Origin of the sequence: Pseudonocardia sp. NPDC049154 (assembly GCF_040648315.1) — a bacterium.
Classification (GTDB): Bacteria; Actinomycetota; Actinomycetes; order Mycobacteriales; family Pseudonocardiaceae; genus Pseudonocardia.
The window spans coordinates 102,922-128,946 of record NZ_JBEZDN010000007.1; the positions used below are offsets into that span (position 1 = coordinate 102,922).

Genomic DNA, 26,025 nt, shown 5'->3' on the forward strand with positions numbered 1-26,025 from the left:
GGACAGCTTGACCGACCCACTCGACGACGAGACGAGGTGACACCTCCATGCTGACCGACGAAAAGGACGCCCCCTCCACGGAGACGGCTACGGCGGGGGAGGAATCCGAGACCGGATCCGTACCGAGCGAGCGGCGGGCCCCACGCCGGAGGCGGCCGCGGCCTGCCCTCCTGGTGGCCGGGGTGCTCGTCGTACTACTGGTGGCGGGCGCTGTGGGCGCCGGCTTCTGGTGGAACGCGGGTCGGGAGTCCGTCGAGCGGCGAGAGGCGGCGGTCTCCGCCGCGCAGGACATGGCCGTCGCTCTCGTGTCGGTGAGTTCGGAGACCGCCGACGCGGACGTCCGCCGGATCATGGACGGCGCGGTCGGAGACTTCGGGAAGATCTTCGCCGAGAACCTCGACTCCTACGTCGACATCGTCCGCAAGGGCGGCGTGCAGGCCCGGGGCGAGGTCGCCTCCGCGGGCCTCGAGCGCATCGACGACTCCACCGCCCGGGTCCTGGTGGCCATGCGGGCGTCGGTCGTGAACCAGCAGGCGCCCCAGGGCGAGGACCGCACCTACCGGATGGCCGTGGAGATGACCGAGCAGCCCGACGGGCGCTGGCTCGCCGACCAGGTGGAGTTCGTGCCGTGAGCGTCGAGACGAGGACCAACCGGGACGCGGACGCCGAGGTGGCCGAGGTGGCCGAGGTGGCCGAGGCCACCCAGGCCTCTGAGGTGTGGCCGTCGCTGTGGCGGAGCGGGCCCGTCCTGGTGTGCGCCGTCGTCGCGGTGGTCGCGCTGGTGGTCGGCGGGATCCTGGCCGGGATGGGCGTGCAGCAGCACCGCACCGAGACCGCGCGGGCGGAGGCCCTGCAGGCGGGTGTCGCGGCGGCCCAGGAGCTGCTGTCCTATGACCACACATCGCTGGACAGAGCCGTCGACCAGCGCATGGACCTGCTGACCGGCGACTTCCGTGACCGGTACCGCGCGATGGTGCAGGACTCCGTCGCGCCCGTGGCGAAGGCGCGCCAGGTTGTCACCACCTCGACGGTCGTCGGATCGTCCGTGGTGGGCGACGACGGGCCCGACGAGGTGACCCTCCTGCTGTTCCTCAACCAGAGCTCCGAGGCGCCCGCGCTGGCGCAGCCGCTGCTGACCGGCAGCCGGGTCGTGATGACCCTGCAGCACGTCGACGGCCGGTGGCTGACCGCCGGAGTGGACCCCGTCTGATGCCCCGATCCGAAGGAGGCCGCGGATGACCGCGTCCCACCGACTCCACACGGAGGACGAGCCCGATCTCGACCCGGACACCGCCGTCCCCGGGGACGGCACGGTGGCCGAGCAGGCGGCGCGGCCGTCGTCCGGCCGCCGGGGCGTGATCGGCCTCGTCGTGCTCCTGGTCCTGCTCGGCACGACCGTCGCGACCCTGGTGCTCTGGCTCGTCGACCGCGCCGGAGAGGCCGACCGGGCCGCGGCGCTCGACGCCGCCCGCGCCGCCGCCGTCGCGCTGTCGTCCATCTCGGCCGAGACGGCGGACGCGGACGTGCAGCGGGTCATCGACTCGGGCACCGGCGAGTTCGGCGACCTGTTCCGCCAGAACCTGGACTCCTACGTGCAGATGGTGCGGGACTCGAAGGTCGGGTCGACCGGCGAGATCACCGAGGCCGGCCTCGTGAGCGCGGACGCAAACTCCGCCGAGGCGCTGGTCGCCGTGCGCAGCGAGGTCCGCAACGCGCAGTCCCCGGACGCCGAGCCGCGGCTCTACCGGATGAAGCTCGACCTGGTGAAGGAGGGTGACCGATGGCTCGTCGGAACCTTGAACTTCGTGAGCTGACCGGCAGGCTCACCGTCGTGCCCCGCGTGCTCGCGGGCAGGCCGCTCGTGGCCGGTGCCGTCGCCCTGGTGCTGCTCGCCGCGACCGTGACGTTCGGGCTGCTGCACCTGCGGGAGTCCGCGGTCGCCCAGGCCCGGACGGACGCCGTCGCGGCCGCCCGACAGGCCGTACCCCAGCTGCTGTCCTATGACCACACCACGCTGGAGGCGGAGATCCCACGGCGCCTCGACCTGCTGACCGGCACGTTCCGGGACGACTACGGGCAGTTGCTCCACGACGTCGTGCTCCCCGCGGCGGCGCAGAGCGCCCTGGTCACCTCGGCCGAGCCGAAGGAGTCCGCGGTCGTGTCCGAGGACGGCCCCGACCTCGTGACGGTGCTGATGTTCCTCAACCAGACGACCACCGCGCAGGGCGCCCCGCCGGACGCCGTCGGCAGCCGGGTCCGCGTGACGATGGAACGCCCCGAGGACCGCTGGCTCGTCTCCGAGCTCACCCCCGTCTGAGCCCCCACCGAGAGAAACGAGGAGGACCCGTGCCCGGTGTCGAGGTGGAGGTCAAGGGACTCTCGAAGTCCTTCGGCCGCGCCAACATCTGGTCCGACGTGACCCTGACCCTGCCCCCGGGGGAGGTGTCGGTGCTGCTGGGCCCGTCCGGCACCGGGAAGTCGGTGTTCCTGAAGTCCCTGATCGGGTTGCTCAAGCCGGAGAAGGGCTCGATCGTCATCCACGACACGGACCTCGTGCGCTGCACCGAGTCCCGGCTGTACGAGATCCGGAAGCTGTTCGGGGTGCTGTTCCAGGACGGCGCGCTGTTCGGGTCGATGAACCTCTACGACAACATCGCCTTCCCGCTGCGCGAGCACACGAAGAAGTCCGAGTCGCAGATCCGCGACATCGTCATGGAGAAGATGGACATGGTCGGCCTGAAGGGCGACGAGTCCAAGCTCCCCGGTGAGATCTCCGGCGGTATGCGCAAGCGGGCCGGGCTGGCCCGCGCGCTGGTGCTGGACCCGGAGATCATCCTGTTCGACGAGCCGGACTCCGGCCTCGACCCGGTGCGCACGGCGTACCTGAACCAGCTGATCCTGGACCTCAACGCGCAGACGGACTCCACGTTCCTGATCGTCACCCACGACATCAACACCGCGCAGACCGTCCCGGACAACATCGGGATGCTCTACCGCAAGCACCTGGCGATGTTCGGCCCGCGCGAGGTGCTGCTGACCAGCGAGGACCCCGTGGTATCGCAGTTCCTCAACGGGCGCCGCCAGGGTCCGATCGGGATGAGCGAGGAGAAGGACACCGCGCAGGCGGCCAGAGAGCTGGCCGAGGTCGGCGAGCTCGACGGGCTGCCCCCGATCAAGCCGCAGCTGGTCGCCACGGCCGGGTTGCCCGAGCGCAAGGCGGTGGCCCGGCGGCAGAAGCGGGTGCGGGACATGCTGCACACGCTCCCGCCGGCCGCGCAGGAGGCCATCCGAACGTCGCTGGCGGAGACCGACGAGGCCCCCGCGGCTCGCGCGCGCGCCGTCGGCGCGGCCCCGTACGGCAGGCCGGACGACCCCACCCGGGTCCTCCCGCGGGTCGACTCCGACCCGGGCGCGCCCACCACCGAGTTCCGCCGCTTCACCTGAGCAGGGAGCACCCATGTCCGCCTATCGCACCGTCGTCGTCGGGACCGACGGGTCCGACACGTCGTACGCCGCGGTCGACCGCGCCGCCGCCGTCGCCGCGGCCACGGACGCCACCCTCGTCATCGGCTCCGCCTACCACCCGGACGACCGGAACATCGAGGCCGCGGACGACGTGCTGAAGGGCGAGTCGTACCTGGTCCACGGCTGGACACCGGCCGAGGACAGCCTGCGGGTCGCCCGGGATCGTGCCGGGGTGACCTTGCCCGCCGACCGCATCGAGACCGAGGCCGTCGACGGCGCACCGGTCGAGGTCCTGCTGGGGCTCGTCGAGAAGCACGGAGCGGACCTGCTGGTCGTCGGCAACCGTGGACTCGGCACGCTGACCGACCGCGTCCTGGGCAGCGTCCCCTCGGACGCGGCCCGGCGGTCGGCCGTGGACGTCCTGATCGTCCACACCTCCTGAACGGACACCGGAGGGGGCATCACACCCGTGGTGCCCCCTCCGGCGTGTCCGACCCGGTCAGGAGCGCGCGGCGGTGTACCGGCCCGTCTTCGTCCGCCGCCACACCCGACCGGCCGAGCCGGGGGCGGGCAGCGCCGCGGGATCGGGGCGGAACCAGTCCGTCAGCGGGATGCGGTCGACGAGGTGGATCACCTCCGGGCGCGCCGGCGTCGGCAGGCCGTCGAGCGCGTGACCGAGTGCCCGTGGCGTCAGCGACGCACCGGGCGCACAGACGACCGCGGCGACCACGCGCCCGCGGGCGTCCGGGTGGCAGACCACGAGGTCGATCTCCGGGAGCTCGCCGAGCGCGTCCTCGACCTCGCGGGGGTGCAGCGGTCCTGCCGCGGTGTCCAGGTGGCCGCCGTGGCGCCCGACGGGCCACAGGTCGCCGTCCTGGTCGCGCCGGAAGAGCTCGCCGGACACCAGCCACGTGTCGTCCCGCCGAAACACCCCACGCCGTGGGACGGCGTCCCACAGCGGCTGGTCGTCGTCCACCTCGGCGAGGAGCATCCCGAGCTCGCCGGGGGCCGCGGGCACGGCGTGCCCCTCGGCGTCGAGCACGAGGTCACCGTCGGGGCCGAGTGCGGCCAGCTCCGTACGGGCCGTCCCCGGCAGGGAGCGTCCCGCCGCGCCGACCTTGCGGCCCGACACGTTGGCGAGGATCGCGTTCGTCCGCCCGACGGCGAAGAGCTCCAGGACCTGGACCGGTGCGAACCGACGCAGCACCTGGTGCCACACCGACCGCGGGATGCCGGACCCGACGAAGAGCCGGACGGGGTGGTGCCGCTCCTCCGGGACCACCTCGCGGCCCAACAGGGTCGTGAGCATCGCCCACGTGTAGGGCACGACCGTGGCCCCGTACCGCCGCACGTCCGGCCAGAAGCGGCCCGGGTCGAAGGTCGGGGCGAGGGCGAGCCGGGAGCCCGCGACGACGGCGGCGGCCGTGCTCAGCAACAGCCCCGAGGCGTGGTGCAGGGGGCTCGCCGAGTAGACGGTGTCGCCCGGCGTCAGCGCCGCCGCGGAGGCGGCACCGAAGGCGGACAGCGCCCAGCGCCGGTTGGTCACCGGCATCGGCCGGGTTCCCTCGCCCGCCCCGGTGAACAGCACGAACGCCAGGTCCGCACCCCGGCCCGGGTTGGGCTCGAACCACTCCGGCAGCGGAGGCCGCGGGGTGTCGAGGTCCAGCTCGCCGCACCCGACGACGAGGACGGGCAGAGCGGTGTCCGGTCGGGACGCCCGATCGGTGACCAGCCGCTCGACCCGACCGAGGGCGACCTCCCGGTCCACGTCACCGTCGGGCCGCAGCAGCACGGCGACGGCGCCGATGCGGCTCAGGGCCGCGACCGCGGTGAGCTGGTGGATGCTCGAGCCGAACCGGACCCCGACGTGCTCGCCGCGGCGGATCCCGACGGCCAGAAGCCGGTGGACCAGGTCGTCGACGCGCTCCTTGACCTGCCCGTGGGTGTAGGCCTGGTCGCCGAGCAGGAGCGCGGTCGCCGTGGGCCGTGCGGCGGCCGCCTCGTCGAGCAGCATCCCGTAGGACATGCGGGTGTGCGGCCCGACCCGTTCGAGCCGGGCCAGCCGCGGGAGCTGCTCCGCCGCCAAGTGGGCGATCTCCTGCAGGGAGTCCGTGAGCTGGGCCGACAGCGCGGAGGCGGCTCCGGGCACCGCCCGGCCCGCCTCGAGGGCGAGCTTCGCCGCGGACCAGAGGGTGTGCGTGACCCCGGTGCCAGGCGATCCGCTCGCCATCGGCTCCACGTCTCCGACCGGACCGACGGCCTCCGGGAGCTCCGCCGCCCCCTCCTGCCAGCGCGCCCACGCACCCACGGTCGGCCAGGTGACCCGCCGGGCCTGGGAGCCCACGCCGAGTCCGAAGTGACCGGTGGGCAGCGAGCACTCGTAGACCTCCGCCCGCGGCGCGGCCTGCGCGATCTCCCGGACGTGGGGTGCGGGTGCGAACCCGTCCTTCGTCCCCGTGAAGATCAGGATGGGGCAGGTGAGGTCGGCGAGTGTGACGGTGCGGTCGCCGAAGACCAGCCCTCCGCGGCGGAAGCGTTCGTGGGTCATGCTGTCCATGACCTCGGTGATCGCCGGGCCGGGGAAGGTGATCCAGCCGTCGCCCGCGAGGAAGCGCCGCTGACGCTCGCGGGGCAGGAGAGCGTCCCGGTCGCGCAGGGCGGACAGGTACTGGATCTGGCCCTGGATCGCGCTGACCGGACTCGTCCACTTGAAGAGATTGGCCGCGGCCCAGCCCGGGAGCCCGGTCCGGCCGAGCACCCACGTCCACAGGTCCTGCAGCTCGGCGACCAGATCCTCCGGGAGATCGACGCCCGGGATCTCCAGTGGGTGCAGCGGGCTGCCCAGCGCCACGATGCTCGCCACGTCCCGGCAGCCGCGCAGCGCCGCCGCCTGGTAGCAGAACAGCCCGCCCTGCGAGTAGCCGCCGATGTGCACGGCCCGGCCGGTCCGGTCCGCGACCTGGTCGATCGCCGCGGAGAGCGCGAGGACATGGTCGGTCACGGTGCGCTTCCCGCCGCCCGCCTCGCGGCCGGGGTCGCCGAAGTCGAGCACCCAGGGCTCGAGGCCCGAGTCGTGCAGCAGCGCGACCGCGCTCGTGGCGGGGGAGACGTCCCAGACCTCGGCGGTGAGCATCAGCGGCGGCACGAGCAGCACTGGCGCCCGGCCTGTCGGCGTGCCGGGGAAGTACCGCCGCAGCCGGTGCACCGGGCCGCGGCCCGCGATGTCGAACGGGGCCGGTTCCTCACCGGTGTCGAGCCCGCCGAAGCGGGCGTACTCCACGACGTTCGCCGCCGTGGAGAGCAGTCCCCGGGCCCACGACGGCAGGGCGGGACTCATCGCGTGCATCCTCCCGCGGGTCGGGGCAGGACGCGCAGCGGCGGCGCGTCGGCGAGGCTCTCGACCAGCTCCTCCATGAGGTCTGCAACCCGGTCGGGACGCTGGATCTGGGCGCTGTGCCCGCAGTTCTCGAGGAGCTCGAGGCGAGCGTTCGGCAGGTCCGCGATGGCGGCGGCCACCGGCCGGGAGTCGCAGATGTGATCCTCGGCTCCCCAGATCATCAGGAGTGGCTCGGTCAGCCGCCGCACGTCGAGCGGGTTCGCCTTGATCTCGGCGCTGAGCTGCCTGCCGATCGCGCCGTAGCGGCGAAAGTCCGCCATCCCGCCGAAGTGGGAGCCGTAGCGCAGGGCGAGCGTCGGGTCGGCCGCGCCCTTCGCGAGCCGGAAGCGGTAGAACGCCGCGGCGTAGGCCCTCACGATCGGCGCCGGGACCGGAGCGCGGTAGGCGACCCGGAGGACGGGGAGCAGCCGGGTCAGCAGGTCGTCGACCCGGTCGAAGGAGGGCAGGAAGCCGAAGCCAGCGGGGGACACCGCGACGCGGGCGGCGATCGGTAGCCCGGCGCTGCGCAGCACCGTCAGCCCACCCATCGAGTTGCCGACCGGCACGACCGGTCCCGGCTCGCGCTCCACGAGCGCAGCCAGGAACGCGTCGAGCTGGGGGAGCACGGGCCCTCGGCCGAGCGGACCGGCCCGGCCGAAGCCGGGCAGGTCCACCGCCACCGCGCGGCGTCGCCGCCGCGCCAGCTCACCCAACAGCGGCCGCCAGGTGTCGGCCGAGTCGGAGAACCCGTGCAGCAGCAGGAACGTCGGCCCCTCGCCGTCGACCGTCAACAGCCGGGTCCGGACTCCGCCGACGATCGCGGCGCGGGCGGGCACCAGGGTCATCGTGGCTGTCCGTACAGGTCCTCGATCGTCGTGGCGTACTTGTCGGCGATGCCGCGTCGGCGCATCTTCATCGTCGGGGTGAGCTCGTCGCCGTCCGGCAGCCACTCCGTAGGGAGCAGCTCCCAGCGCTTGACCTGTTCGATCCGCGACAGCCGCTCGTTGGCTCGGGCCACGGCGTCGGCCACTTCGGCGCGCACCCCCGGATCGGTGGCGACCGCTGCCGGGGAGGGGTCCGCCAGGCCGTTCGAGGCTGCCCACGAGGCGGCGGCCTCCGGGTCGAGGACGAGCAGCGCCACGTTGTACGGCCTGCGGTCGCCGATGGCGCACGCCTGCCCGATGAGCGGTGAGGCGTCCTTGAGCGCGCTCTCGATGTTCACCGGCGACATGTTCTTGCCCGCGGCGTTGATGATCAGTTCCTTCTTGCGGTCGACGATCCGGTACCAGCCCGCGTCGTCCACCGTCGCGACGTCCCCGGTGTGCAGCCAGCCGTCCGCGTCGATCGCCTCGGCCGTCTTCTCGGGGTCCTTGCGATAGCCGCGCATGATGTGCAGGCCGCGCAGCAGCAGCTCGCCGTCCTCGGCGATCCGGGACTCGGTGCCGGGCATCGGGAGCCCGATCCGGCCCACCCGGATCTCGTCTGCGAGGTTGGTCATGCCGAGCGCTCCGGTCTCGGACATGCCGAAGCCCTCCATCAGGGGCAGGCCGAGGGCGAGGTAGAACTCGTGGACGGCGGGGGCGATCGGGGCCGCTCCGGTCATCATCAGCACGATGTCGTCGAACCCGAGCTTGGCCCGGATCGCTGCGAGGGCAGGCGGGACCTCGGCCAGCGGGCCCGGCACGCCGTCTCCGGCCTGCCGGTTCCGCACCTCTGTCAGCGCCTCGTCGAGCGCCTTCTCCACGGCGGTGCGCTGCTCCTCGGGGAGCGCGGACACCCCGCGAAGCAGCGCCTGCCGCAGCTTCTCCCAGATCCGCGGGACGCCGAGGAACCAGCTGGGCCGGGTCGCCGCGACGGCCGCGAACACCTGCGACGCGTCCGCGACGGTCGTCAGCGTCCAGCCCGTCACCATATGCAGGTAGTGCGAGAAGATCCGGTCCGCCATGTGAGCGGTCGGCAGGTAGGACAGACACGCCCCGTCCCGCGCGAAGGGGAACCGCCGGTCGCAGGTGTCCAACACGAACATGACGTTCGCGTGGGTCAGTTCGACGCCCTTGGGCGGCCCGGTGGTGCCGGAGGTGTAGATCAGGGTCGCGACGTCGCCGGGCTCCACCGCCTGCCATGCGGCGGCGAAGTCGAAGTCCGGCTCCGCGGGCGGGAACTCGTCCGGCCCGATCAGGTGCTCGAGGTGCGGGGTCGCCGCCGCCTCCACGCGCTCGCGGAACTGCGGCTCGCAGACCAGCACCCGATTCTCGGCGTGCCCGAGCAGATACTCGATCTGGTCGGGGGAGGACGTGTTGTAGATCGAGAACGGGATGGCGCCGAGGTGCAGTGCGGCCGTGTCGACGAGGTGGAACTCGGGACGGTTGGTCAGCATGATGCCGACCGGGTCGCCCCGGCGGACGCCGAGTGCGGCGAGGCCGCCCGCGACCCGCTCGACCTCCGCCGCGTACTCGGCCCTGCTCAGGACGATGTCGGAACCGTGGGCCCGCAGCGCAGGTGCGCTCGGGTCGGCCGCGACGGCGCGTTGGAACGCCGCGCACAGGGTGCCGGCGCCCACTCCGGGTGCAGTGCTCATACTCCCAATGACCTTCCGATGATCTCGCGCATGATCTCCGACGTCCCGCCGTAGATCCGGCCGATCCGCGCGTCGGCGAAGGCCCGGCCGATGGGGTACTCGGTCATGTAGCCGTAGCCGCCGAACAGCTGCAGGCAGCGGTCGACGGCGGAGAACTGCAGCTCGCTCGCGGCGAGCTTGGCCATGGCCGCCCGCTCCGGCGTGAGCGTGCCCGCGACCAGCTCGTGCAGGCACGAGTCCACGAACGCGCGGGCCATCTCGACCTTGGTGTGCACGTCCGCCAGCTCGAAGCGGGTGTTCTGGTAGCTCGAGACCGGCTTGCCGAACACGGTGCGGCTCCTCGTGTACTCGAGGGCCTGGCGCAGCGCCGCGGCCGCGGAGGCGACGCTCGCGACCGCGATCGTCATCCGCTCCTGGGCGAGGTTGCCGACGAGGGCCTTGAACCCGCCGCCCTCCTCGCCGAGCAGATTGGTCACCGGGACCCGGGCGCCGTCGAAGAACAGCTCCGCGGTGTCCTGCGCGTGCATCCCGATCTTGTCGAGGTTGCGGCCACGGGCGAAGCCGGGGGTGTCGCGCTCGACCACGAACAGCGACAGCCCGCAGTGCCGGTCCTCCGACGTTCGCGCGGCCACGATGACCACATCGGCGTTCATCCCGTTGGAGATGAACGTCTTGGCCCCGTCGAGGACGTAGTGGTCGCCGTCGCGACGGGCGGTGGTGCGGATGCCTGCCAGGTCCGAGCCGGTGCCCGGCTCTGTCATGGCGATGGCGGCGATGAGGTCGCCCGAGGCGAGTCCCGGCATCCACCTGGCCCGCTGCTCGGCGTCGGCCAGCCCGAGGAAGTAGGGCAGGCAGATGTCGTTGTGCAGGTTGATGCCGAAGGAGACGCAGCCGGTGTCCGCGACCTCCTCGGCGATGACGGCGTTGAAGCGGAAGTCGTCCACACCGCCGCCGCCGCCGTGCTCCTCCGGCAGCGCCATGCCCAGGAAGCCGGACTTGCCCGCGGCGGCGAAGACCTCGCGAGGGACGATCCCCTCCCGCTCCCAGTCGGCGTAGGCCGGGACGACCTCGGCCTCCAGAAAGGAACGGAAGCTCTGACGGAAGTCCTCGTGCTCCGGCTCGAACAAACCGAGCCGGGGCCGAGGGGCGGCGACGGTGCTCATGACGTCGACTATACAGAGCGGCTGAACACTATGTATAGATCACGCGACCTTCGGCATCTTGCCGAGGTTCTTCGCCACGTCCGCACCCACCTCGTCCGGGTTGGCGACCTCCTTCGAACGGTCCCCGCCCTCCACGGCGATGGCGGAATTGAACGTGGCCAGGAGCTTGCGAGTGGTCTCCTCGTCGTCGTGCGGGAGGAGGCGTGAGATCCGGTTGTAGGCGCGCAGCAGCGGCCTGATGACCGGCACGGTGTGGCGCCACGGGGTGGGCTCGATGTCGAGCATGTCGATGATGTACTTCGGCTGCCAGCCGGTGAGCATGCCGTAGGCGAGCTTCAGGCGACGTTCCGTCGTCATGAACCTCGCGACCGGGCCGGGGAGGACCTCGACGTCACCGGGCGGGTTCTCCACGCTGAACCGCATGATCGAGTGCACGGTCTTGCGGCAGTAGTCGTCCGCGGGCTGCTCGATGAGCTTGTGGAAGGTGGCCTTGCGGCGCGCGTCGTCGTAGTCGGTGTGCAGGATGTCCGCCGGCACGCCGATGACCCAGCCGACGTAGCGGGACAGCGCGATGATGTCCTCGATCTCCCGGTCGCTGAACCGCACGCCGGACTTCTGCACGGGGTCGATGAAGCCGACGCCGAACTGGCCGGCCTGCGTGTGCATCGAGTCGAGGTTGTTGATCGGCACGCCCCAGTTCGCCCAGTCCCACGAGTCCGACCGCGACAGTCCGTAACGGACCGCGGCGTGGATCAGGCGGACCTTGGCGGTGAGTCGGAAGCCGTCGGCGAAGCGACTCATCCCGCCGGGGGTGTAGGCCGCGACGATGTAGCGGAAGCTCTCGATCAGTCTTCCGCCGACCCGCTCGGAGTCCTGCAGACGGCCACTGAAGAGGACGGGCCGGGTGGAGGAGTACATCGAGAAACCCGTCGCGATGGACGACCAGGCGAGGATAGGCGGCACGATCGGCCCGGCCCGCCAGAAGGCGACGGCGCCGCGGTGCAGCTGGTCGAAGTCCACCCAGTCCGGGATGTGGTCCAGCTCGGCGAACAAGCCCGCCAAGCCGGGAGAGGGCGCGTCCACGGAGTCGATACCGCGTTCGAGTGCCTGGTTGAAGTTCCGCATCCCCGCGCCCGGGGTCGAGTTGCGGCACTCCAGCATGAAGCGGTACGCGGGGTCGTCGCCGAGCAACGCGTGCTCGGTGAGCTCCTCGACGTAGCGCCGCCCGAACATCGCGATCGCCTTGTCGCGGTTGTTGATCCGTCCCAGGTCGATGCCCCTCGGCAGGCCTTCGGGCACGTCCAGGCTGCCCTCCCGGCGCTGCTCGCGGTCCGTGATGGTGCCGGTCATGAGCCCTCCTCCTCGTCGATGAGCCAGGTGTCGTCACTCGGTGTGACATCGCCGACACGAGCCTAAGCGCTTTTGAACACTGTGTCTACATGCGGTGTATGTTCACGGAGTCCGACGACCGTACAACGAGGAGGACCGATGACCGTTCCGACCGTCGGCGACCGGATCGAGGCGGACGTGCTCGACCGGGTGCTCGCCGAGCGCTGGAGCTGCCGAGGCTTCCGCAAGGAGCCCGTCGATCCGGCTGTGGTCGAGGAGGTCCTCGACGCGGCCCGACATGCACCCTCGTGGTGCAACACGCAACCGTGGCGCGTGCATGTCCTCTCCGGGGCAGCACTCGGGCGGTTCCGCGCAGGCCTGGTCCAGCGGGTGGAGGCCGGTCCGCGTGAGGAGCCCGACTTCGACTTCCCGCAGGCCTACACCGGCGTCCATGCCGATCGGCGGCGTGCCTCGGGATGGCAGCTCTACGAGGCAGTGGGCATCGAACGCGGCGACCGTGCGGCCTCGGCCCGGGAGATGCTGCGCAACTTCGACTGCTTCGGTGCGCCGCACGTCGCAATCGTGACGACCGCGACGGAGCTCGGCGTCTACGGCGCCGTCGACTGCGGAGTGTTCGTGCAGAGCTTCCTGTTGGCCGCGCACGTGCGAGGACTCGGCGCCATCCCGCAGGCCGCACTGGCGAGTCAGGCGCCCTTCATCCGGGAGTTCCTGAGCCTCGGCGAGGACCGGAGGGTCCTGCTCGGGATCTCGTTCGGTCGGCCCGACGCCGATCACCCGACCAACTCGTACCGGACCGGACGACAGTCCGTATCCGAGTTCGCGACCATCGTCGACGCGTGAGGACGACATCATGACTCTGCGCCACATCGAGGTCGAGCGAGGGGTTGCGGTCAGCGTTCGGGACCTGGGCGAAGGTGACCCGGTCCTGCTGCTGCACGGTTGGACGCTCAGCCACCAGGCCTGGGACCGACAGATGCGGGTCCTCGCCGACGACGGCCATCGCGTCCTGGGCATGGACCTGCGCGGGCACGGTTGGTCGGACGCCCCGCTACGGGGCTACGGAGTCGACCGCCTCGCGGCGGATGCCGCCACGGTCCTGCGTGCGCTGAAGGTGGAGCGGGCCTCTGTGGTCGGGTGGTCCCTCGGCGGAATGACGGCGCTCCGGCTGGTCGCGGATTTCCCCGAGCTCGTCGCACGGCTCGTGCTGGTCGGGTCCGCCGGCGTCGCCGGCGCTCGGCAGCCGGGGTTTCCCTACGGTCCGCCCCCAGGAATCATCGAGAACGCGATGCACGGCGGCGAGCACGGAGACCGGGTCGGCTTCCGCCGGCAGGCGCTGGTCGACACCTTCGCCTCGCCTCCCGCTCCGCACCTCGTGGACTGGCTTCACGGCATCTCGCTGCAGACGCCGAGCTGGGTCGCCAACGAGTGCATGACGACCTTGTTGCGTGCCGAGCAGTTGCGGGCGCTCGATGAACTCACGGTGCCGTTGACCCAGATCACCGGGCTGCGGGATCCGTTCACCCCGATCGAGGGGGCCCGATGGGTCCACGAGCAGACCGGGAGCACCCTGGTCGAGCTCGACTGCGGGCATTATCCGATGTTCGAGTGCCCGGACGACTTCGACGCGGCGTTGCAGAAGGCGCTCGCGGCGTGACCGAGTGCTACCAAGCGTTGTCCAGTCATAGTGTTCAGACATGGGATACGATCACGGGGTGAGCGTGAACCCCGTGACGCGGCAGCGACCTCGAGCACACGACGGTCGCTCCGCGTCGGAGCAGGCCGTCTTCGCCGCCACGGAGGAGTTGCTGGCGGAGGTCTCGCTACAGGACATCACCGTAGCGAAGATCATCAAACGGGCCGGGGTGTCGCGGGCGAACTTCTACCACTACTTCGCCTCCAAGGCGGACGTGCTGGCCGCCCTGCTGGCCCGCCTGCTCCAGGAGACCTACGAGGTCGCGGAGTCGCCGTGGCAGGCCCAGCCCGGTAAGGATCGAGCCCGGTCGCTCGACGCGAGCCTGCGCGAGACCGTCGGGATGTGGGCGGACCGGGGCGCGGTCAGCTGCGCCGCGATCGAGAACATCTTCTCCGTCCCGCAGGTCACCGCCGCCTGGCTGACCATGCGGGAGCGCTTCATCGCCGCGGTCTCCGAGCAGATTGCCCATGAGCGGGAGCAGGGGAGGGCGCCGGCGGGACCCTCCCCGGAGCTCCTCGCCGCCGTGCTGGTCTGCGGTGTCGAACGCACCTTCTACGTCGGCGCGCGGGGCTTCGACCCGGCCCTCGTCTCCGGGGGCGCACGGTTCGAGGCGTTCACCGAGCTGACCTACGCCGCGATCTACGGCGTGCTCCGCGCGGTCGAGCCGTTCGGCGACGACGATCCCGAGGCCGTGCCCACCGCGGCGCTCCCCTCCGCTGGCCCGGGGGTGACCGGGAACCGCGACGCCGCGAACCCCACGGCCGAGCAGATCCTGCGCCGGGTCGCCGAGCTGCTGGAGGACGTGTCGCTGGAGGACCTGAGTGTCGAGCGGATCATCGGGGACGGCACCGTCTCCCGGGCGACCTTCTACGCTTACTTCAGCAGCAAGGACGATGCCTTCGCCGCTCTGTTCCGCCGCGCCTCCGAGCAGCAGGCGGAGGCGTTCGTCGCCGCGGTGCGGAACCACCAGGCGGACCCGCAGGCCGTCCGCACCGCCCTGCGGGATTGGGTCGACAGCTGGGAGAGCCCGGCCGTGATGCGCAACGCCCTTCACGAATGGCCGCGCCGGCCCGAGCTCCGGGAGCCCTACCTGGCCGGGCAGCGTCGCTGCGCCGAGGCCCTCGCCGCCCAGATCGAGGCGGACCGGCGGGAGACCGGCGTGACCGGCCCGACGGTCGCCCCCCTGGCGGCGGGTCTCGTGTGGACGATCGAACGCAGCATCGCAGGAAGCCTTGCGGGAGAACCGCACCTGGGCGACCTGCACCAGGTCGCGGACGTGCTGGGAGAGCTGCTCCTGGTCGTTCTCGACGCCCCGTGGGTGACGCGCCCCGCGAATTGACGTTCCGTCTGAACACACTGTATGGTCATGTCATGCAGTCGCTTACGCCGCCGGTGTCGGCGGACTTCACCGACGAAGACCTGCGCGACGCACTGGGGTCCGCGAACCTTCCGACGCTCCTGGCCGCGCTCGCCCAGCTGACCGGCGAGGACCGGTGGATCACCGAGCCGTTCCGGCCGACGCCGCCACCGGACCTCGGCGACCACGACTCCGGCGGCCTCGACGAGCAGACCCGCTCGGCCGTCCTCGCGTCCGCGTTCGCCGTGCTCCGGAACTGGCGGGACGGCGCGCTCACCCCGGCACAGGCGCCGTCTCCCGCGCGGCTGGTCGAGATCCTGGCGGCCACGGTCGGCGACCGGATCCCCGACGACTACGGGCTGCTGCTCGGCGAGGAGATCGGGGTCTACCCGCGCGCCTCGGTGCCCGCGCGGCAGGACCCCGAGCGACCGGTCACGGTCGCGATCATCGGTGCCGGTGCCTCCGGCCTCTGCCTGGCGATCCGGCTGCAACAGGCGGGCATCCCCTACGTCGTGCTCGAGAAGGGGGCGGACGTCGGCGGCACCTGGAACGACAACGTCTACCCGGGCTGCGGCGTCGACACCCCGAGCCACCTGTATTCGCTGTCCTTCGCGCCCAACCCGAGCTGGTCGCGCTACTTCGCCCGCCGTGACGAGCTCGCCGAGTACTGGCGCGGCCTCGCGGACCGGTTCGGCATCCGCCCGCACATCCGGTTCGGCACCGAGGTCACCCGGGCGGAGTGGGACGACGGGGCCGCGTCCTGGACCGTGCACCTGCGCACCGCCCACGGCACGGCCGAGACCCTGCGGACCACCGCGCTGGTCAGCGCGGTCGGCCTGCTGAACGTGCCGAGCGTCCCGGCCATCGCCGGTCTCGACTCGTTCGAAGGCCCGAGCCTGCACACCGCCCGGTGGGACCCCGACCTCGACCTCGCGGGCAAGCGGGTCGCGGTGATCGGGACCGGCGCCAGCGCGATGCAGTTCGTCCCGGCGACCGCGGGAATCGCGGCCGAGGTGCGGGTCTTCCAGCGCTCACCGCAGTGGGCGATGCCACACCCGCTCCAGGCAGCCGAGGTCCCCACCGGGGTGCACTTCCTCAACCGGCACGTGCCCTGGTATCAGGGCTGGTACCGGGCGCGGCTGTTCTGGCGAATGGGTGACAAGCTGCACGGCCTGCTGCAGATCGACCCGGAGTTCCCGCACCCGGATCGCGCGATCAACCGCGGCAACGACGGCCTGCGCAAGTTGCTCACGGGCTTCGTCCAGGCCTCGCTGAAGGACCGGCCCGACCTGGTCGAGAAGTCGCTGCCGAGCTACCCGCCCTACGGCAAGCGGCTGCTCGTCGACCACGGGTGGTACGAGGCGATCAAGCGCGACGACGTCGACCTGGTCACCACGCCGATCGCCGAGGTCACCCCCCGCGGCGTCCGCAGCGCCGACGGAACCGAGTACGAGGCGGACGTCCTCGTCCTGGCCACGGGGTTCAACGCGGTGAAGGTGCTGGAGACCATCGAGGTGGTCGGCCGGGACGGCCGTTCGCTGCACGAGGTCTGGGGGGATGACGACGGGCGCGCCCACCTCGGCATCTCGGTGCCGGGCTTCCCGAACTTCTTCTGCCTCTACGGGCCCAACACCAACACCGGGCACGGCGGCACCGTCATCGCGGGGACAGAGATCCAGGTCCAGCACGTGACCGCGCTCCTCGCCGAGATGGTCGACCGCGGGCTGGCCGCCGTCGAGGTCCGGCAGGAGGTCTTCGACGCGTACGACGCCGACCTCGCGGCCGCGCTGGAACGCACCATCTGGAATCACCCCGGCATGACCACCTATTACCGCAACAGCCGCGGCCGGATCGTCACCAACAGCCCGTGGAAGTACCTCGACTACTGGAAGAGGGCGCATGAGCCGAGCCTCGGGGACTTCCACCTGCGTGCGGTCGACGAGCGTTCAGAGGTAACGGCATGACCGCCACCCTGAACGGCCCGACCGCAATCGGCGCCACCGTCTCCCGGCTCCGGACCACCTTCGACTCCGGCCGGACCCGCTCGTTGACCTGGCGCCGTGACCAGCTCGAAGGTCTGTTACGCCTGCTCACCGAGCGGGAGGCCGATGTCGCCGCCGCGCTGGAGGCGGACCTGGGCCGCAACGCGATGGGGACGTTCATGGGGGACGTCGCCCCGGTGACCGCGGAGATCCGGCACACCCTCGCGGAGCTGAAGGCCTGGGCGGCTCCGCGCAAGGTCACCCTCCCCCTGGGGCAGCAGCCGGGCAAGGCCAGGGTGGTCCCCACGCCCAAGGGCGTCGTGCTCGTCATCGGGGCGTGGAACTTCCCGCTGCTGCTCACGCTGCAGCCGGCGGTCAGCGCCCTCGCCGCGGGCAACGCGGTGGTGATCAAGCCGTCCGAGCTCGCCCCCGCCAGCGCGGCGCTGCTGGCGGACCTGCTGCCGCGCTACGTCGACCCGGCCGCGGTCGCCGTGGTCACCGGGGATGCCACCATCAGCACCGCGCTGCTGGCCGAGCGCTTCGACCACGTGTTCTTCACCGGGTCCGGCCGGGTGGGCCGGATCGTGCTGGAGGCCTGCGCGAAGGACCTGACGCCGGCGACCCTCGAGCTGGGCGGGAAGAGCCCGGTGATCGTCGCACGGGACGCGGACCTCGACGTCGCCGCGAGGCGGATCGCCTGGGCCAAGACCGTCAACGCCGGCCAGGCCTGCATCGCACCGGACTACGTGCTCGTGGAGGACGCGGTCCGGCCCGCCCTCGTCGAGCGCCTTCTCGAGCACCTGGAGTGGGCGGGCAAGGCCGAGCCGACGCGGATCGTCTCCGAAGCACACTTCGACCGGCTCGACGGGCTGCTGTCCGGGCATGGGGGCGAGGTGTTCGGTGGCGCCCGCGAACGGGCGGCGCGCCGGTTCGCTCCGGCCCTCGTGACGGACCCCGACCCGGACTCCGCTCTGATGCAGGAGGAGATCTTCGGGCCGATCCTGCCGGTCCTGTCGGTGCCGGACCTGGCGAGCGCGGTGCGGTTCGTGGTCGCCCGGCCCGATCCTCTGGCGCTGTACCTGTTCAGCGCCTCGCAAGCCACGGCCGATCGGGTCATGGAGCTGACGAACTCGGGTTCGTACTGCGTGAACCACCTGCTCTACCAGCTCTTGGTTCCGGACCTGCCGTTCGGCGGGACCGGGCCGTCCGGGCTCGGGGCCTACCACGGCCGGTACGGCTTCGACACGTTCAGCCACCTGCGCGCAGTGCTGCACAAGCCGACCGCGATCGACCCGTCCTTCGCCTACCCGCCCTACGGGCCCGGCGCGCAGAAGCTGCTGCGCCGGGTCATGGGCTGACCCGGAGGTCCAGTCATGGCCGTCAGCGTCGACGCCTCACCCCTGCACCCCCACGCTCCGCCCGGAGCGGGGGCGGGCACCCTGTGCGCCGCCTTCCAGCGGACGCTGGCCGCCGACCCGGGCGCGCCCGCGTTGCGCGCCCACGGCGGCGGGCGAGCGTTGAGCCGGACGGAGTACGGGCGTGCGGTCGAGGAACTCGCGGGTGGGTTGGCCGGGCTCGGGCTCGGCCGCGGGGACACGATGGCCCTGCTGCTCACCAACCGCCCCGAGTTCCACCTCGTCGACACCGCCGCGTTGCACCTCGGCGCAGTGCCGTTCTCGCTCGACCCCGGAGCCTCGGCGGAGTGGCTCGAGGACGCCCTGCGGCACGCGCAGAGCAGGGTGGTGGTGTGCGAGCGGCGGTTCCTCGAGGTGGTGTTCACCGCACGGGCGCCGCGGGTCGAGCACGTGGTCCTGATCGACGGACCACCGACGATCGGCACCGTGAGCCTGGACCAGCTGCGCTGCCGTGCCGCCCCCGGTTTCGACTTCCGGCGGGTGTGGCAGGGCGTCCATCCGGACGACGTCGCCACGCTGGTGTACGGGACCGCGCCGGACGGTCGGACTCTGGCGGTGGAGCTCACCCACGCGAACCTCACCTACGTGATGGACGCCTGCCACCGGAACCTGCCGTTGCGCGTCCGGGGCGCGTGCCTGTCGCACCTCCCGCCGGCCGAGCCCGTCGGCCGGCTCTTTGCGCACTACCTGCACATGACCGCGGGGCACACGATCACCACGGTCCGCGACCCCGAGGACGTCCCCGCGGCGGTGGCCGAGACCCGACCGAGTTGGTTCGCCGCGGGCCCGCACACCTGGGAGCGCCTGCGCGCCGACCTGCAGGGGCGGTTCGCGGCGCGGCCCGATGCCACCGACGTGGCCGCCGCGCTCGACGCCGCCACCCGCCGCGTCGCGCTCGGTCAGCGCGGAGAATGGGTGGGAGCGTCGCTGCGCCGGCTCTGCGACGCCGCGGAGTCCGAGGTGCTCGGCGCCGCACGGTCCGAGCTGGGCCTGAGCGAGTGCGACCTCATGGTGAGCACCGCGGGTCTCGCACTGGACACACAGGAGTTCTTCCTGGCCCTGGGGCTGCCCCTGGCCGAGGTCTACGGCTCGGCGGAGGCCGGGGTGCTGACGACCCTGCCGCCGCCCGGTGGCATCCGGATCGGCAGCGTCGGCGTGGCCCTGCCCGGCACGGAGGCACGCATCGCCGCGGACGGCGAGCTGCTGGTGCGGGGGCCCCACGTGATGCGTGGCTACCGCGCCGACCCGGGGCGGACGCGGGCGATCATCGATCCCGAGGGCTGGTTGCACACCGGAGAGCTCGCGGCCATGGACGAGGCCGGGTACGTCCGCGCGCCCGGTGGACCGCGAGCAGGTCTCCCCGTCCCCGGCGCCGTCCCTGACCCGAACACACGACAGAGGAGAAGAAGCACGTGCAGATCGAGAACGCCGTAGGGCTGGTCACCGGTGGCGCGTCCGGCCTCGGGGGCGGAACCGCTCGCATGCTGACCGAGCGCGGCGGCAAGGTCGGCATCATCGACCTTCCCTCGTCGGCGGGCGAGGAGTTCGCCGCGTCGCTTGGCGAGAACGCCGTGTTCGTCCCGTGCGACGTCGCGGACGAGGCGGGCGTCGAGAAGGCCGTCGCGACGGTGGCGGACCACTTCGGGCGCATCGACCTCTGCGTCAACGCCGCGGGCATCAGCCCGGCGGCCAGGGTGCTGTCCCGCAAGGGCGACCTGCACCCCCTCGACGTGTTCAGGAAGACGCTCGACATCAACCTCGCCGGCGCGTTCGACGTGCTCCGTCGCTGCGTGGAGGTCATGTCCCGCAACGAGCCGGGCGAGCACGGTGAGCGCGGACTGGTCGTCAACGTGGCGTCGGCCGCGGCGCTCGAGGGACAGGTCGGACAAGCCGCTTACGCGGCGTCCAAGGGCGGTCTGGTCTCGTTGACCTTGCCGCTCGCGCGCGACCTGGCGATCTGGGGCATCCGGGTCATGACCGTCTGCCCGGGGATCATGGACACGGGCATGCTCGCCGGTGCCGACGACAAGCGTCGCGAGGCGCTGCTGAACCTGCACGTCTTCCCGAAGCGCCTCGGCACGCCCGCGGACTTCGCCCAGTTGGTCGGCTCGTTCATGGAGAACGAGCTGATCAACGGTGAGGTCGTGCGGCTGGACGCTGCCACGAGGCTCTGATCCATGACCGCGGACCCGTTGCTGGGCGCCCTGCTCGCGCCGCTTCCGGCGCGAACCTGGACCCCGGCCGTTGCACTCTACGAACTCGGTCGCGGTCTGGCTGCGGACGGTTGCGCCGAGCGGGCGGCGGTCGCGTTCGCTGATGCCGTCCGTGTCGAGCTCACGAGCCCGGCCCCGGAGGTCCTGAGCCCCGCCGTCGAGGCCGCCGTGCTGCTCCTGTTGGAAAGCGCCCTGTTCGCCGAGGGCGGCGTCGCCGCAGCGACGGCGGCCACCCTGGCCACCGTCGCGGACGGACCCTGGCCGACGCGAACCAGGTTGGTCGCGAATCTCGGGATGGTGCTTCAGCACGCGGGCAGACGGCCCGGCGCGGCGGCGTGGCATCTCGGCGAGGTGGCTCGCCTGCGCGGCGATGCAGAGCCGACCGTGGGCGAGCGGCTGGTCCACGCCGCTGCACGGCGGTGTGTCGACATGCCTGTTCCCGACATCCAGGTGCTCGCGCGCGACCTTCGCCGGGAGAACCGACCTGCCGAGCTGACCTGGGTGCTCATCACCCTGGCCGACAACCGTTTGGCCGAGGGGAACCTCACCCGAGCCCTCAACGCCGCCAACGAGGCGGTCGGAGCGGCGACGGCCGTGTCCGGGCCCCGACGTGCACCACTGCTCGCCCTGGCCCGCCAGCGCCTGAGCCTCGTGCTCGGGGCTCTCGGCCGACACGGCGAGTCCGTGGTCGCGGACGTCGAAGGAATGCTCGCGCTCTACGCAGGGGACGTCGCATCGAACGGAGGTGTCCGAGGTGCAGGGACTCCAGGTGAAGCGTGAAGGCGCCGACGGGGCGGTCCTGCGCGTCGTCCTCGACTCGCCCGAGACCCTCAACTCGGTCGACGAGGAGGTGCTCCGCACCGCGGCCGAGGCGATCGAGGGCGCGGTTGCCGGAGGGGCCAGGGTCGTCGTGCTCACCGGCGCGGGGCGCGCGTTCTGTTCGGGGGCGAACATCAGCGGAGGGGCGTCGGCGGCGACCGGTTCGGCCGTCGACACCTCGGTCATCGAGGCGGCGAACCGGCTCGTCACCGCCATCACGGCGACCCCCGTCCCGGTGGTCTGCGGGCTCAACGGTCTCGCCGCGGGCGTCGGGGTGTCGATCGCGCTCGCGTGCGACCTGGTGGTGGCCGACGAGGCGGCCTACTACCTGCTGGCCTTCAGCAAGATCGGCTTGATGCCGGACGGCGGCGCGACCGCACTCGTCGCGGCCTCGCTGGGGCGCCACCGCGCCCTGCGGCTCGCCCTTCTGGCCGAGCGCCTCGACGTGCGGACGGCCGAGGCGGTCGGTCTCGTCTCGACCATCGTCCCGACGGACCGATTCGAAGACGAGCTGGCCGCCACCGCCTGGCGGTTGGCGGCGGCCCCCACGGCGGCGTTGGCGCAGACCAAGGCCGCCGTCAACGCGGCGTCCCTCCCGGGCCTTGCCGACGCGTTGGAGCGTGAGCTGGTCGGACAGCAGGCGCTCCTCGCCGGTCCGGACTTCGCGGAGGGCATCGCCGCCTTTGCCGCGAAACGGCCACCGGCCTTCACCGGCCGGTAGCCCGCTCGGCCCTGACGGCGTGGTCCGCGTCCAGCGGCCGCGCCCCTTCGCGCATGACATCGATCAGCAGGAGGCTCGACGGTGAGTGACTTCGACGGCAAGAGTGTGATCGTCACCGGCGCGGCGACCGGGTTGGGGCGAGCTGCGGCGGAGCGTTTCGCCCGTCTCGGCGCCCGCGTTCTCGTCGCCGACATCGACGAGGCGGGGGCGAAGGCGACCGCGGACGCGATCGGCGACGCCGCCCACGCGACCGCGCTCGACGTGCGCGACCGGGAGGCGATGGAGCGGACGGTCGACCTGGCCGTGTCGTTGTTCGGGGGCCTGGACGTGATGGTCAACAACGCTGGGGTCGCGAGCCTGCTGCCCTTCGCCGCGCTCACCCACGAGGAGTTCGACCGGCTCCTCACGACGAACCTGTGGGGCACCTTCAACGGGATGAAGGCGGCCGTGCCCGCCCTCACCGGACGCGGTGGCGGCGCGATCGTCAACGTGGCCTCCACGGCGGGGCTCAACGGCATCCCGATGCTGGCCGGGTACGGCGCGACCAAGGCCGCGGTCATCAACCTGTCCAAGACCGCGGCGGTCGAGCTGCGACCGCAGCGGATCCGGGTGAACTGCGTCTGCCCGGCGTTCGTGCAGACGGCCTTGTCCGACGACCTGTTGGAGACGTTCCAGCGGATGACCGGCTCGGTCGCGGGGGACTTCTTCACCTCCAAGCAGGGCCGGTTGGGGCAGCCCGAGGACGTGGCGCGGGCGATCACCCATCTCGCGGAGGACGCCGGGGACTGGGTGACGGGCACCACCTACGTCCTCGACGGCGGGCTGACGTCGTCGCAGTTCTGAGCGGGACCACAGTCCGCAGCACGGCGGGTCGAACGGAGACACACATGGTTCAGCGGCTGGCCGGCCGGACTGCGCTGGTCACGGGGGGATCACGAGGGGTCGGCCGGGCGGTCGCGCTGCGGTTGGCGGCGGAGGGCGCGGTCGTCGCGGTGCACTACCGCCGGGACGAGCAGGCCGCCGCCGAGGTGGTCGCCGCGATCGAGGAGGGCGGCGGCAAGGCACGGGCCTATGCCGCCCCGCTGGACGATCCCGCCGCTTCCTCGCCACCTCCGACGCCGGCTACGTGACCGGCCAGCGGATCGAGGTGGACGGCGGAGGCCCGGACGGCAGCATCGCCTGAGGGACGCGTCGGCCGCCCGTCAGAGCCTTCCGAGCAGGTCGCCGAGGGCCGTGAAGAGCTCGTCGGGACGGTCGAGCATGGCGTGGTGGCCGGCCCCCGCGACCTCGCCCAGGTGGACAGGCACGGTGAGCTCATCGACCAGCCGGGCCACGACCTCAGCCTCGACGAGGCCGTGCTCGGAGCGGAGGTAGCCGACGGGGCAGCGCAGGCGGCGCAGCCACGGCCAGGCGAGGTGGGCGACGTCGTCGTCGAACTGGCTGAGGATGCGTCGGTCGAAGCTCCAGACCCAGCGACCGCCTTCCGCGCGCAACGAGTGCGGGACGACGTGGTCCAGGACGTAGCCCGCGCAGTCGGACTGGGCCGGGATGGTGCGGAAGCGGCCGCGGGCCTCGGCGACGGAGGCGAAGGACGGGATCGGCTTCCCCGGGGTCGGGGGGCGGCTGACCGGCAAGGACGGGGCGGTGTCGGGTGCGCGGAGCAGGGTGTCGCAGGCGACGACCGCCGAGACGAGCGACGGGTGCTCGGCACCGAGTGCCATGCAGGCCAGCCCGCCGATGCTGTGGCCCACGAACACCGCGGGTGTGCCCTCCAGGGCCGCCGCGGAGACGGTCGCGAGCTCGTCCGCCCAGCCGTCGAAGGAGTAGTGCTCGCGGCGGTCGCTCGTGCCGTGTCCGGACAGGTCCGGCAGGATCAGTCGGTGGGTGGCGGCGAAGCGGGCGGACACGGGCCACCACCAGTGTGCGTGGGCGGTGCCGCCGTGCACGAACACCAGCGGGGGAGCGTCCCGCGGCCCCGCGTCGAGGTAGCAGATCGCAGCCCCGTCGGAGTGCACCTCGGCGGTGTCGTAGGGCGTGGCGAGTGCGTCGGCGAACCAGGTCGGGACGGTCATCGGCCCGTGAACTCCGGTGTGCGGCGCTGCAGGAAGGCCGAGACCCCCTCCGCGAAGTCCGCGGTGCGGTTGAGCGTTCCGACCCACTGTCGTTCCCGATCGAGCTGTCCCGCCAGGTCGCTGGTCGAGGCGGCGGCCATCAGCTCCCGCAGCCCGACGATGGCCAAGGGCGGTGTGCGCGGACCCAGCTCGGCGGCCAACCGGTGGGCCTCCGCCAGCGCGGTTCCGTCGTCGACGATGGCGTCGGCGAGCCCGACGGAGGCGAGGAGCTCCGCGGTCATCGGGGCGTTGCGGATCATCAGGTTGGTGGCCCTGGCGGGGCCGAGCGCGCGAGCGAGGTACCAGGACACGCCGGCGTCGGGCGTCATGCCCAGCGGGAACGTGCTGCCGTGCAGCGTCGCCGACCGGCCGAGGACGCGCAGGTCGGCCGCGAGCGCGAGGCCCGCGCCACCACCGGCCGCGGCCCCCTCGACAGCGGCGACCACCGGCATGGGCAGGGTGCGCAGGGCCAGGAGGAACGCCTCGCACGCGGCGAGCATCCGCGTGGTGGTGTCGTCGCCACCCGCGCGGTCCTCCCCGTCGACGACGTCGAGGTCGGCGCCCACACAGAAGTGCTTGCCGACGCCGCCGACCACCAGGGCGCGGGCGTCGCTCCCGCGGACCGTCTCGATCGCCGCGACGAGGCCCTCCTGCAGGGCCAGGTCCATCGCGTTGCGCCGGTCCGGGCGGTTGAGCAGGATCTCGGCGACGCCGTCGGCGATCGTCAGCGCGATCGGGCCGGTGTCCGTTCCGGTCATCTCTTCTCCTCGAGCCAGGTCGTGCGCACCTCGCCGGGAGGTACGCGTCGGGGCGGCGGGGCCGCCGTCCCGGGGGTGGCCGACAGCTGCGGGCCGACGTCCGGCTGGACCCGCCCGCCCCGCTCGACGAACACGTCGACCGTTCGCGGGTGGGTGGGGGCCTCGGCCAGGTCCAGGACGGGGGACACACAGGCGGGTGCCGCACCGGGGTCGGCGCACCACTCGTCGCGCGTGCGTGTGGCGAAGACCCGTTCCAACTCGGCACAGCGCTCGGGCCACCCCGCCGCGGCGTACTGAGCGTCCCACTCCGCTCCGGCGAGCCCGCACAGCGCACGCAGCGCGGTGTAGAACGTCGACTCCACCGCACCGACGGCGACGTACCGGTCGTCCGCGCACCGGTAGGCCCGGTAGAACGGGGCCTCGCCCGCGCCGGTTGCGACGGCGACCGCTCCCTGTGCGGCGAGCTCGTGGGCGGCCGCGGTGAGCGTGGCGGTCGACCGGAGGATGCTGCAGTCGACCACCTGCCCGCGCCCGGTCCGCTCGGCGGACACCAGCGCGGCGAGCACACCCTGCACGAGGGTCATCCCCGCTCCACCGAAGTCGCCGATCAACCCGGGCGTCACGACGGGGCGGCCGTCGGTGCCGCGGGCGAGGTGCAGCGCGCCCGCGACGGCGGCATAGTTGATGTCGTGACCCGGGGCGTCGGTGCCCGGACCGGACCGGCCCCATCCGGACATGCGGCCGTACACACACGACGGGTTCGCCGCGAGCACCGCGTCCGGGCCGAGGCCGAGCCGCTCGGCGACCCCGGGCCGGAACCCCTCGAGCACGACGTCCGCCACGCCGGCCAACACCGCGGCCTCGGTAGGGTCCGCACGCACGTCGAGCTCGACGATCCGTCGGCCCCGCAACAGGATCGAATGCACCTCGGGTTCGCCCGGCCGCGCGAGCCGGACGACGTCCGCGCCCAGGTCCGCCAGCGCCGTCCCGGCGAAGGCGACCGGCCCGACCCCGCCGAGCTCCA

25 protein-coding genes are annotated in these 26,025 nt (G+C 72.4%); 17 read left to right on the plus strand and 8 right to left on the minus strand.

Annotation, left to right across the window (positions count from 1 at the left end; genetic code table 11):
* The first annotated feature begins 47 nt into the window (after nt 1–47).
* Genes AB0B41_RS06485 through AB0B41_RS06510 form a run of 6 tightly spaced genes read left to right on the plus strand, consistent with a single transcriptional unit; the run spans nt 48 to nt 3,907 of the window.
* Nucleotides 48–632, plus strand: a complete 585-nt coding sequence (locus AB0B41_RS06485) for a hypothetical protein (RefSeq protein ID WP_358199672.1) — start codon at nt 48–50, stop codon at nt 630–632.
* On the plus strand, nt 629–1,210 hold the full coding sequence (locus AB0B41_RS06490; protein ID WP_358199674.1) for a hypothetical protein: 582 nt from the start codon (nt 629–631) through the stop codon (nt 1,208–1,210). Before AB0B41_RS06485 ends, AB0B41_RS06490 begins: the two co-directional genes overlap by 4 nt.
* 25 nt (nt 1,211–1,235) lie before the next feature.
* On the plus strand, nt 1,236–1,814 hold the full coding sequence (locus tag AB0B41_RS06495; protein ID WP_358199677.1) for a hypothetical protein: 579 nt from the start codon (nt 1,236–1,238) through the stop codon (nt 1,812–1,814).
* A complete protein-coding gene (locus tag AB0B41_RS06500; RefSeq protein WP_358199679.1) occupies nt 1,781–2,317 on the plus strand; it encodes a hypothetical protein in 537 nt (178 codons plus the stop codon). Before AB0B41_RS06495 ends, AB0B41_RS06500 begins: the two co-directional genes overlap by 34 nt.
* A 29-nt stretch (nt 2,318–2,346) precedes the next feature.
* The gene (locus tag AB0B41_RS06505; RefSeq protein ID WP_358199681.1) at nt 2,347–3,444 is read left to right on the plus strand and encodes an ATP-binding cassette domain-containing protein; all 1,098 of its coding nucleotides are present in this window, start codon (nt 2,347–2,349) and stop codon (nt 3,442–3,444) included.
* A 13-nt stretch (nt 3,445–3,457) separates the two neighbouring features.
* Nucleotides 3,458–3,907 (plus strand): universal stress protein, encoded by a 450-nt coding sequence (locus AB0B41_RS06510; protein ID WP_358199683.1) that lies wholly within the window; start codon nt 3,458–3,460, stop codon nt 3,905–3,907.
* 57 nt (nt 3,908–3,964) lie between these two features.
* Here the strand turns inward: AB0B41_RS06510 and AB0B41_RS06515 are convergent, their stop codons facing one another.
* The 5 genes from AB0B41_RS06515 to AB0B41_RS06535 are packed head-to-tail and all read right to left on the minus strand — an operon-like array spanning nt 3,965 to nt 11,932.
* Complete coding sequence (locus tag AB0B41_RS06515) at nt 3,965–6,802, minus strand: AMP-binding protein (protein ID WP_358199686.1); 2,838 nt, start codon at nt 6,800–6,802, stop codon at nt 3,965–3,967.
* Entirely contained in the window at nt 6,799–7,686 is an 888-nt protein-coding gene (locus AB0B41_RS06520; protein ID WP_358199688.1) for an alpha/beta hydrolase, read from the minus strand. Before AB0B41_RS06520 ends, AB0B41_RS06515 begins: the two co-directional genes overlap by 4 nt.
* Nucleotides 7,683–9,419: an AMP-dependent synthetase/ligase gene (locus AB0B41_RS06525; RefSeq protein WP_358199690.1), complete on the minus strand. Its 1,737-nt coding sequence runs from the start codon at nt 9,417–9,419 to the stop codon at nt 7,683–7,685. The genes AB0B41_RS06520 and AB0B41_RS06525 overlap by 4 nt, the downstream gene beginning before the upstream one ends.
* Nucleotides 9,416–10,582 (minus strand): acyl-CoA dehydrogenase family protein, encoded by a 1,167-nt coding sequence (locus AB0B41_RS06530; RefSeq protein WP_358199692.1) that lies wholly within the window; start codon nt 10,580–10,582, stop codon nt 9,416–9,418. The genes AB0B41_RS06525 and AB0B41_RS06530 overlap by 4 nt, the downstream gene beginning before the upstream one ends.
* 39 nt (nt 10,583–10,621) lie before the next feature.
* The gene (locus AB0B41_RS06535; RefSeq protein ID WP_358199694.1) at nt 10,622–11,932 is read right to left on the minus strand and encodes an oxygenase MpaB family protein; all 1,311 of its coding nucleotides are present in this window, start codon (nt 11,930–11,932) and stop codon (nt 10,622–10,624) included.
* A 138-nt stretch (nt 11,933–12,070) separates the two neighbouring features.
* Here AB0B41_RS06535 and AB0B41_RS06540 point away from each other — a divergent pair, with 138 nt between their 5' ends.
* The 11 genes from AB0B41_RS06540 to AB0B41_RS06590 all read left to right on the plus strand — a co-directional run bounded on the left by AB0B41_RS06540 (nt 12,071) and on the right by AB0B41_RS06590 (nt 23,262).
* A complete protein-coding gene (locus AB0B41_RS06540) occupies nt 12,071–12,772 on the plus strand; it encodes a nitroreductase (RefSeq protein ID WP_358199696.1) in 702 nt (233 codons plus the stop codon).
* 10 nt (nt 12,773–12,782) lie between these two features.
* Entirely contained in the window at nt 12,783–13,586 is an 804-nt protein-coding gene (locus AB0B41_RS06545; RefSeq protein ID WP_358199698.1) for an alpha/beta hydrolase, read from the plus strand.
* A gap of 58 nt (nt 13,587–13,644) precedes the next feature.
* Nucleotides 13,645–14,964, plus strand: coding sequence for a TetR/AcrR family transcriptional regulator (locus AB0B41_RS06550; RefSeq protein WP_358199700.1), 1,320 nt, complete (start codon nt 13,645–13,647; stop codon nt 14,962–14,964).
* Nucleotides 14,965–14,996: 32 nt separating this feature from the next.
* Entirely contained in the window at nt 14,997–16,946 is a 1,950-nt protein-coding gene (locus AB0B41_RS06555; protein WP_358199702.1) for an NAD(P)/FAD-dependent oxidoreductase, read from the plus strand.
* The gene (locus AB0B41_RS06560) at nt 16,943–18,322 is read left to right on the plus strand and encodes an aldehyde dehydrogenase family protein (RefSeq protein WP_358199704.1); all 1,380 of its coding nucleotides are present in this window, start codon (nt 16,943–16,945) and stop codon (nt 18,320–18,322) included. The genes AB0B41_RS06555 and AB0B41_RS06560 overlap by 4 nt, the downstream gene beginning before the upstream one ends.
* Before the next feature lie 15 nt (nt 18,323–18,337).
* Nucleotides 18,338–19,813, plus strand: coding sequence for an AMP-binding protein (locus tag AB0B41_RS06565; RefSeq protein ID WP_358199706.1), 1,476 nt, complete (start codon nt 18,338–18,340; stop codon nt 19,811–19,813).
* Nucleotides 19,792–20,553: an SDR family NAD(P)-dependent oxidoreductase gene (locus tag AB0B41_RS06570; protein ID WP_358199709.1), complete on the plus strand. Its 762-nt coding sequence runs from the start codon at nt 19,792–19,794 to the stop codon at nt 20,551–20,553. Before AB0B41_RS06565 ends, AB0B41_RS06570 begins: the two co-directional genes overlap by 22 nt.
* A gap of 3 nt (nt 20,554–20,556) precedes the next feature.
* A complete protein-coding gene (locus AB0B41_RS06575) occupies nt 20,557–21,372 on the plus strand; it encodes a hypothetical protein (protein WP_358199711.1) in 816 nt (271 codons plus the stop codon).
* On the plus strand, nt 21,347–22,132 hold the full coding sequence (locus AB0B41_RS06580; RefSeq protein WP_358199713.1) for an enoyl-CoA hydratase-related protein: 786 nt from the start codon (nt 21,347–21,349) through the stop codon (nt 22,130–22,132). Before AB0B41_RS06575 ends, AB0B41_RS06580 begins: the two co-directional genes overlap by 26 nt.
* A gap of 81 nt (nt 22,133–22,213) precedes the next feature.
* Nucleotides 22,214–22,975, plus strand: a complete 762-nt coding sequence (locus AB0B41_RS06585; protein WP_358199715.1) for an SDR family oxidoreductase — start codon at nt 22,214–22,216, stop codon at nt 22,973–22,975.
* A 44-nt stretch (nt 22,976–23,019) separates the two neighbouring features.
* Entirely contained in the window at nt 23,020–23,262 is a 243-nt protein-coding gene (locus tag AB0B41_RS06590; protein WP_358199717.1) for an SDR family NAD(P)-dependent oxidoreductase, read from the plus strand.
* A gap of 72 nt (nt 23,263–23,334) precedes the next feature.
* On the opposite strand, the gene AB0B41_RS06595 is transcribed toward AB0B41_RS06590, so the two are convergent.
* The 3 genes from AB0B41_RS06595 to AB0B41_RS06605 form a co-directional block, all read right to left on the minus strand.
* A complete protein-coding gene (locus tag AB0B41_RS06595) occupies nt 23,335–24,204 on the minus strand; it encodes an alpha/beta hydrolase (protein ID WP_358199719.1) in 870 nt (289 codons plus the stop codon).
* Nucleotides 24,201–25,001 (minus strand): enoyl-CoA hydratase-related protein, encoded by an 801-nt coding sequence (locus tag AB0B41_RS06600; RefSeq protein WP_358199721.1) that lies wholly within the window; start codon nt 24,999–25,001, stop codon nt 24,201–24,203. Before AB0B41_RS06600 ends, AB0B41_RS06595 begins: the two co-directional genes overlap by 4 nt.
* Nucleotides 24,998–26,025: CaiB/BaiF CoA-transferase family protein (locus tag AB0B41_RS06605; protein ID WP_358199723.1), on the minus strand; the 1,028-nt coding region annotated here is incomplete at its 5' end. The genes AB0B41_RS06605 and AB0B41_RS06600, both read right to left, overlap by 4 nt.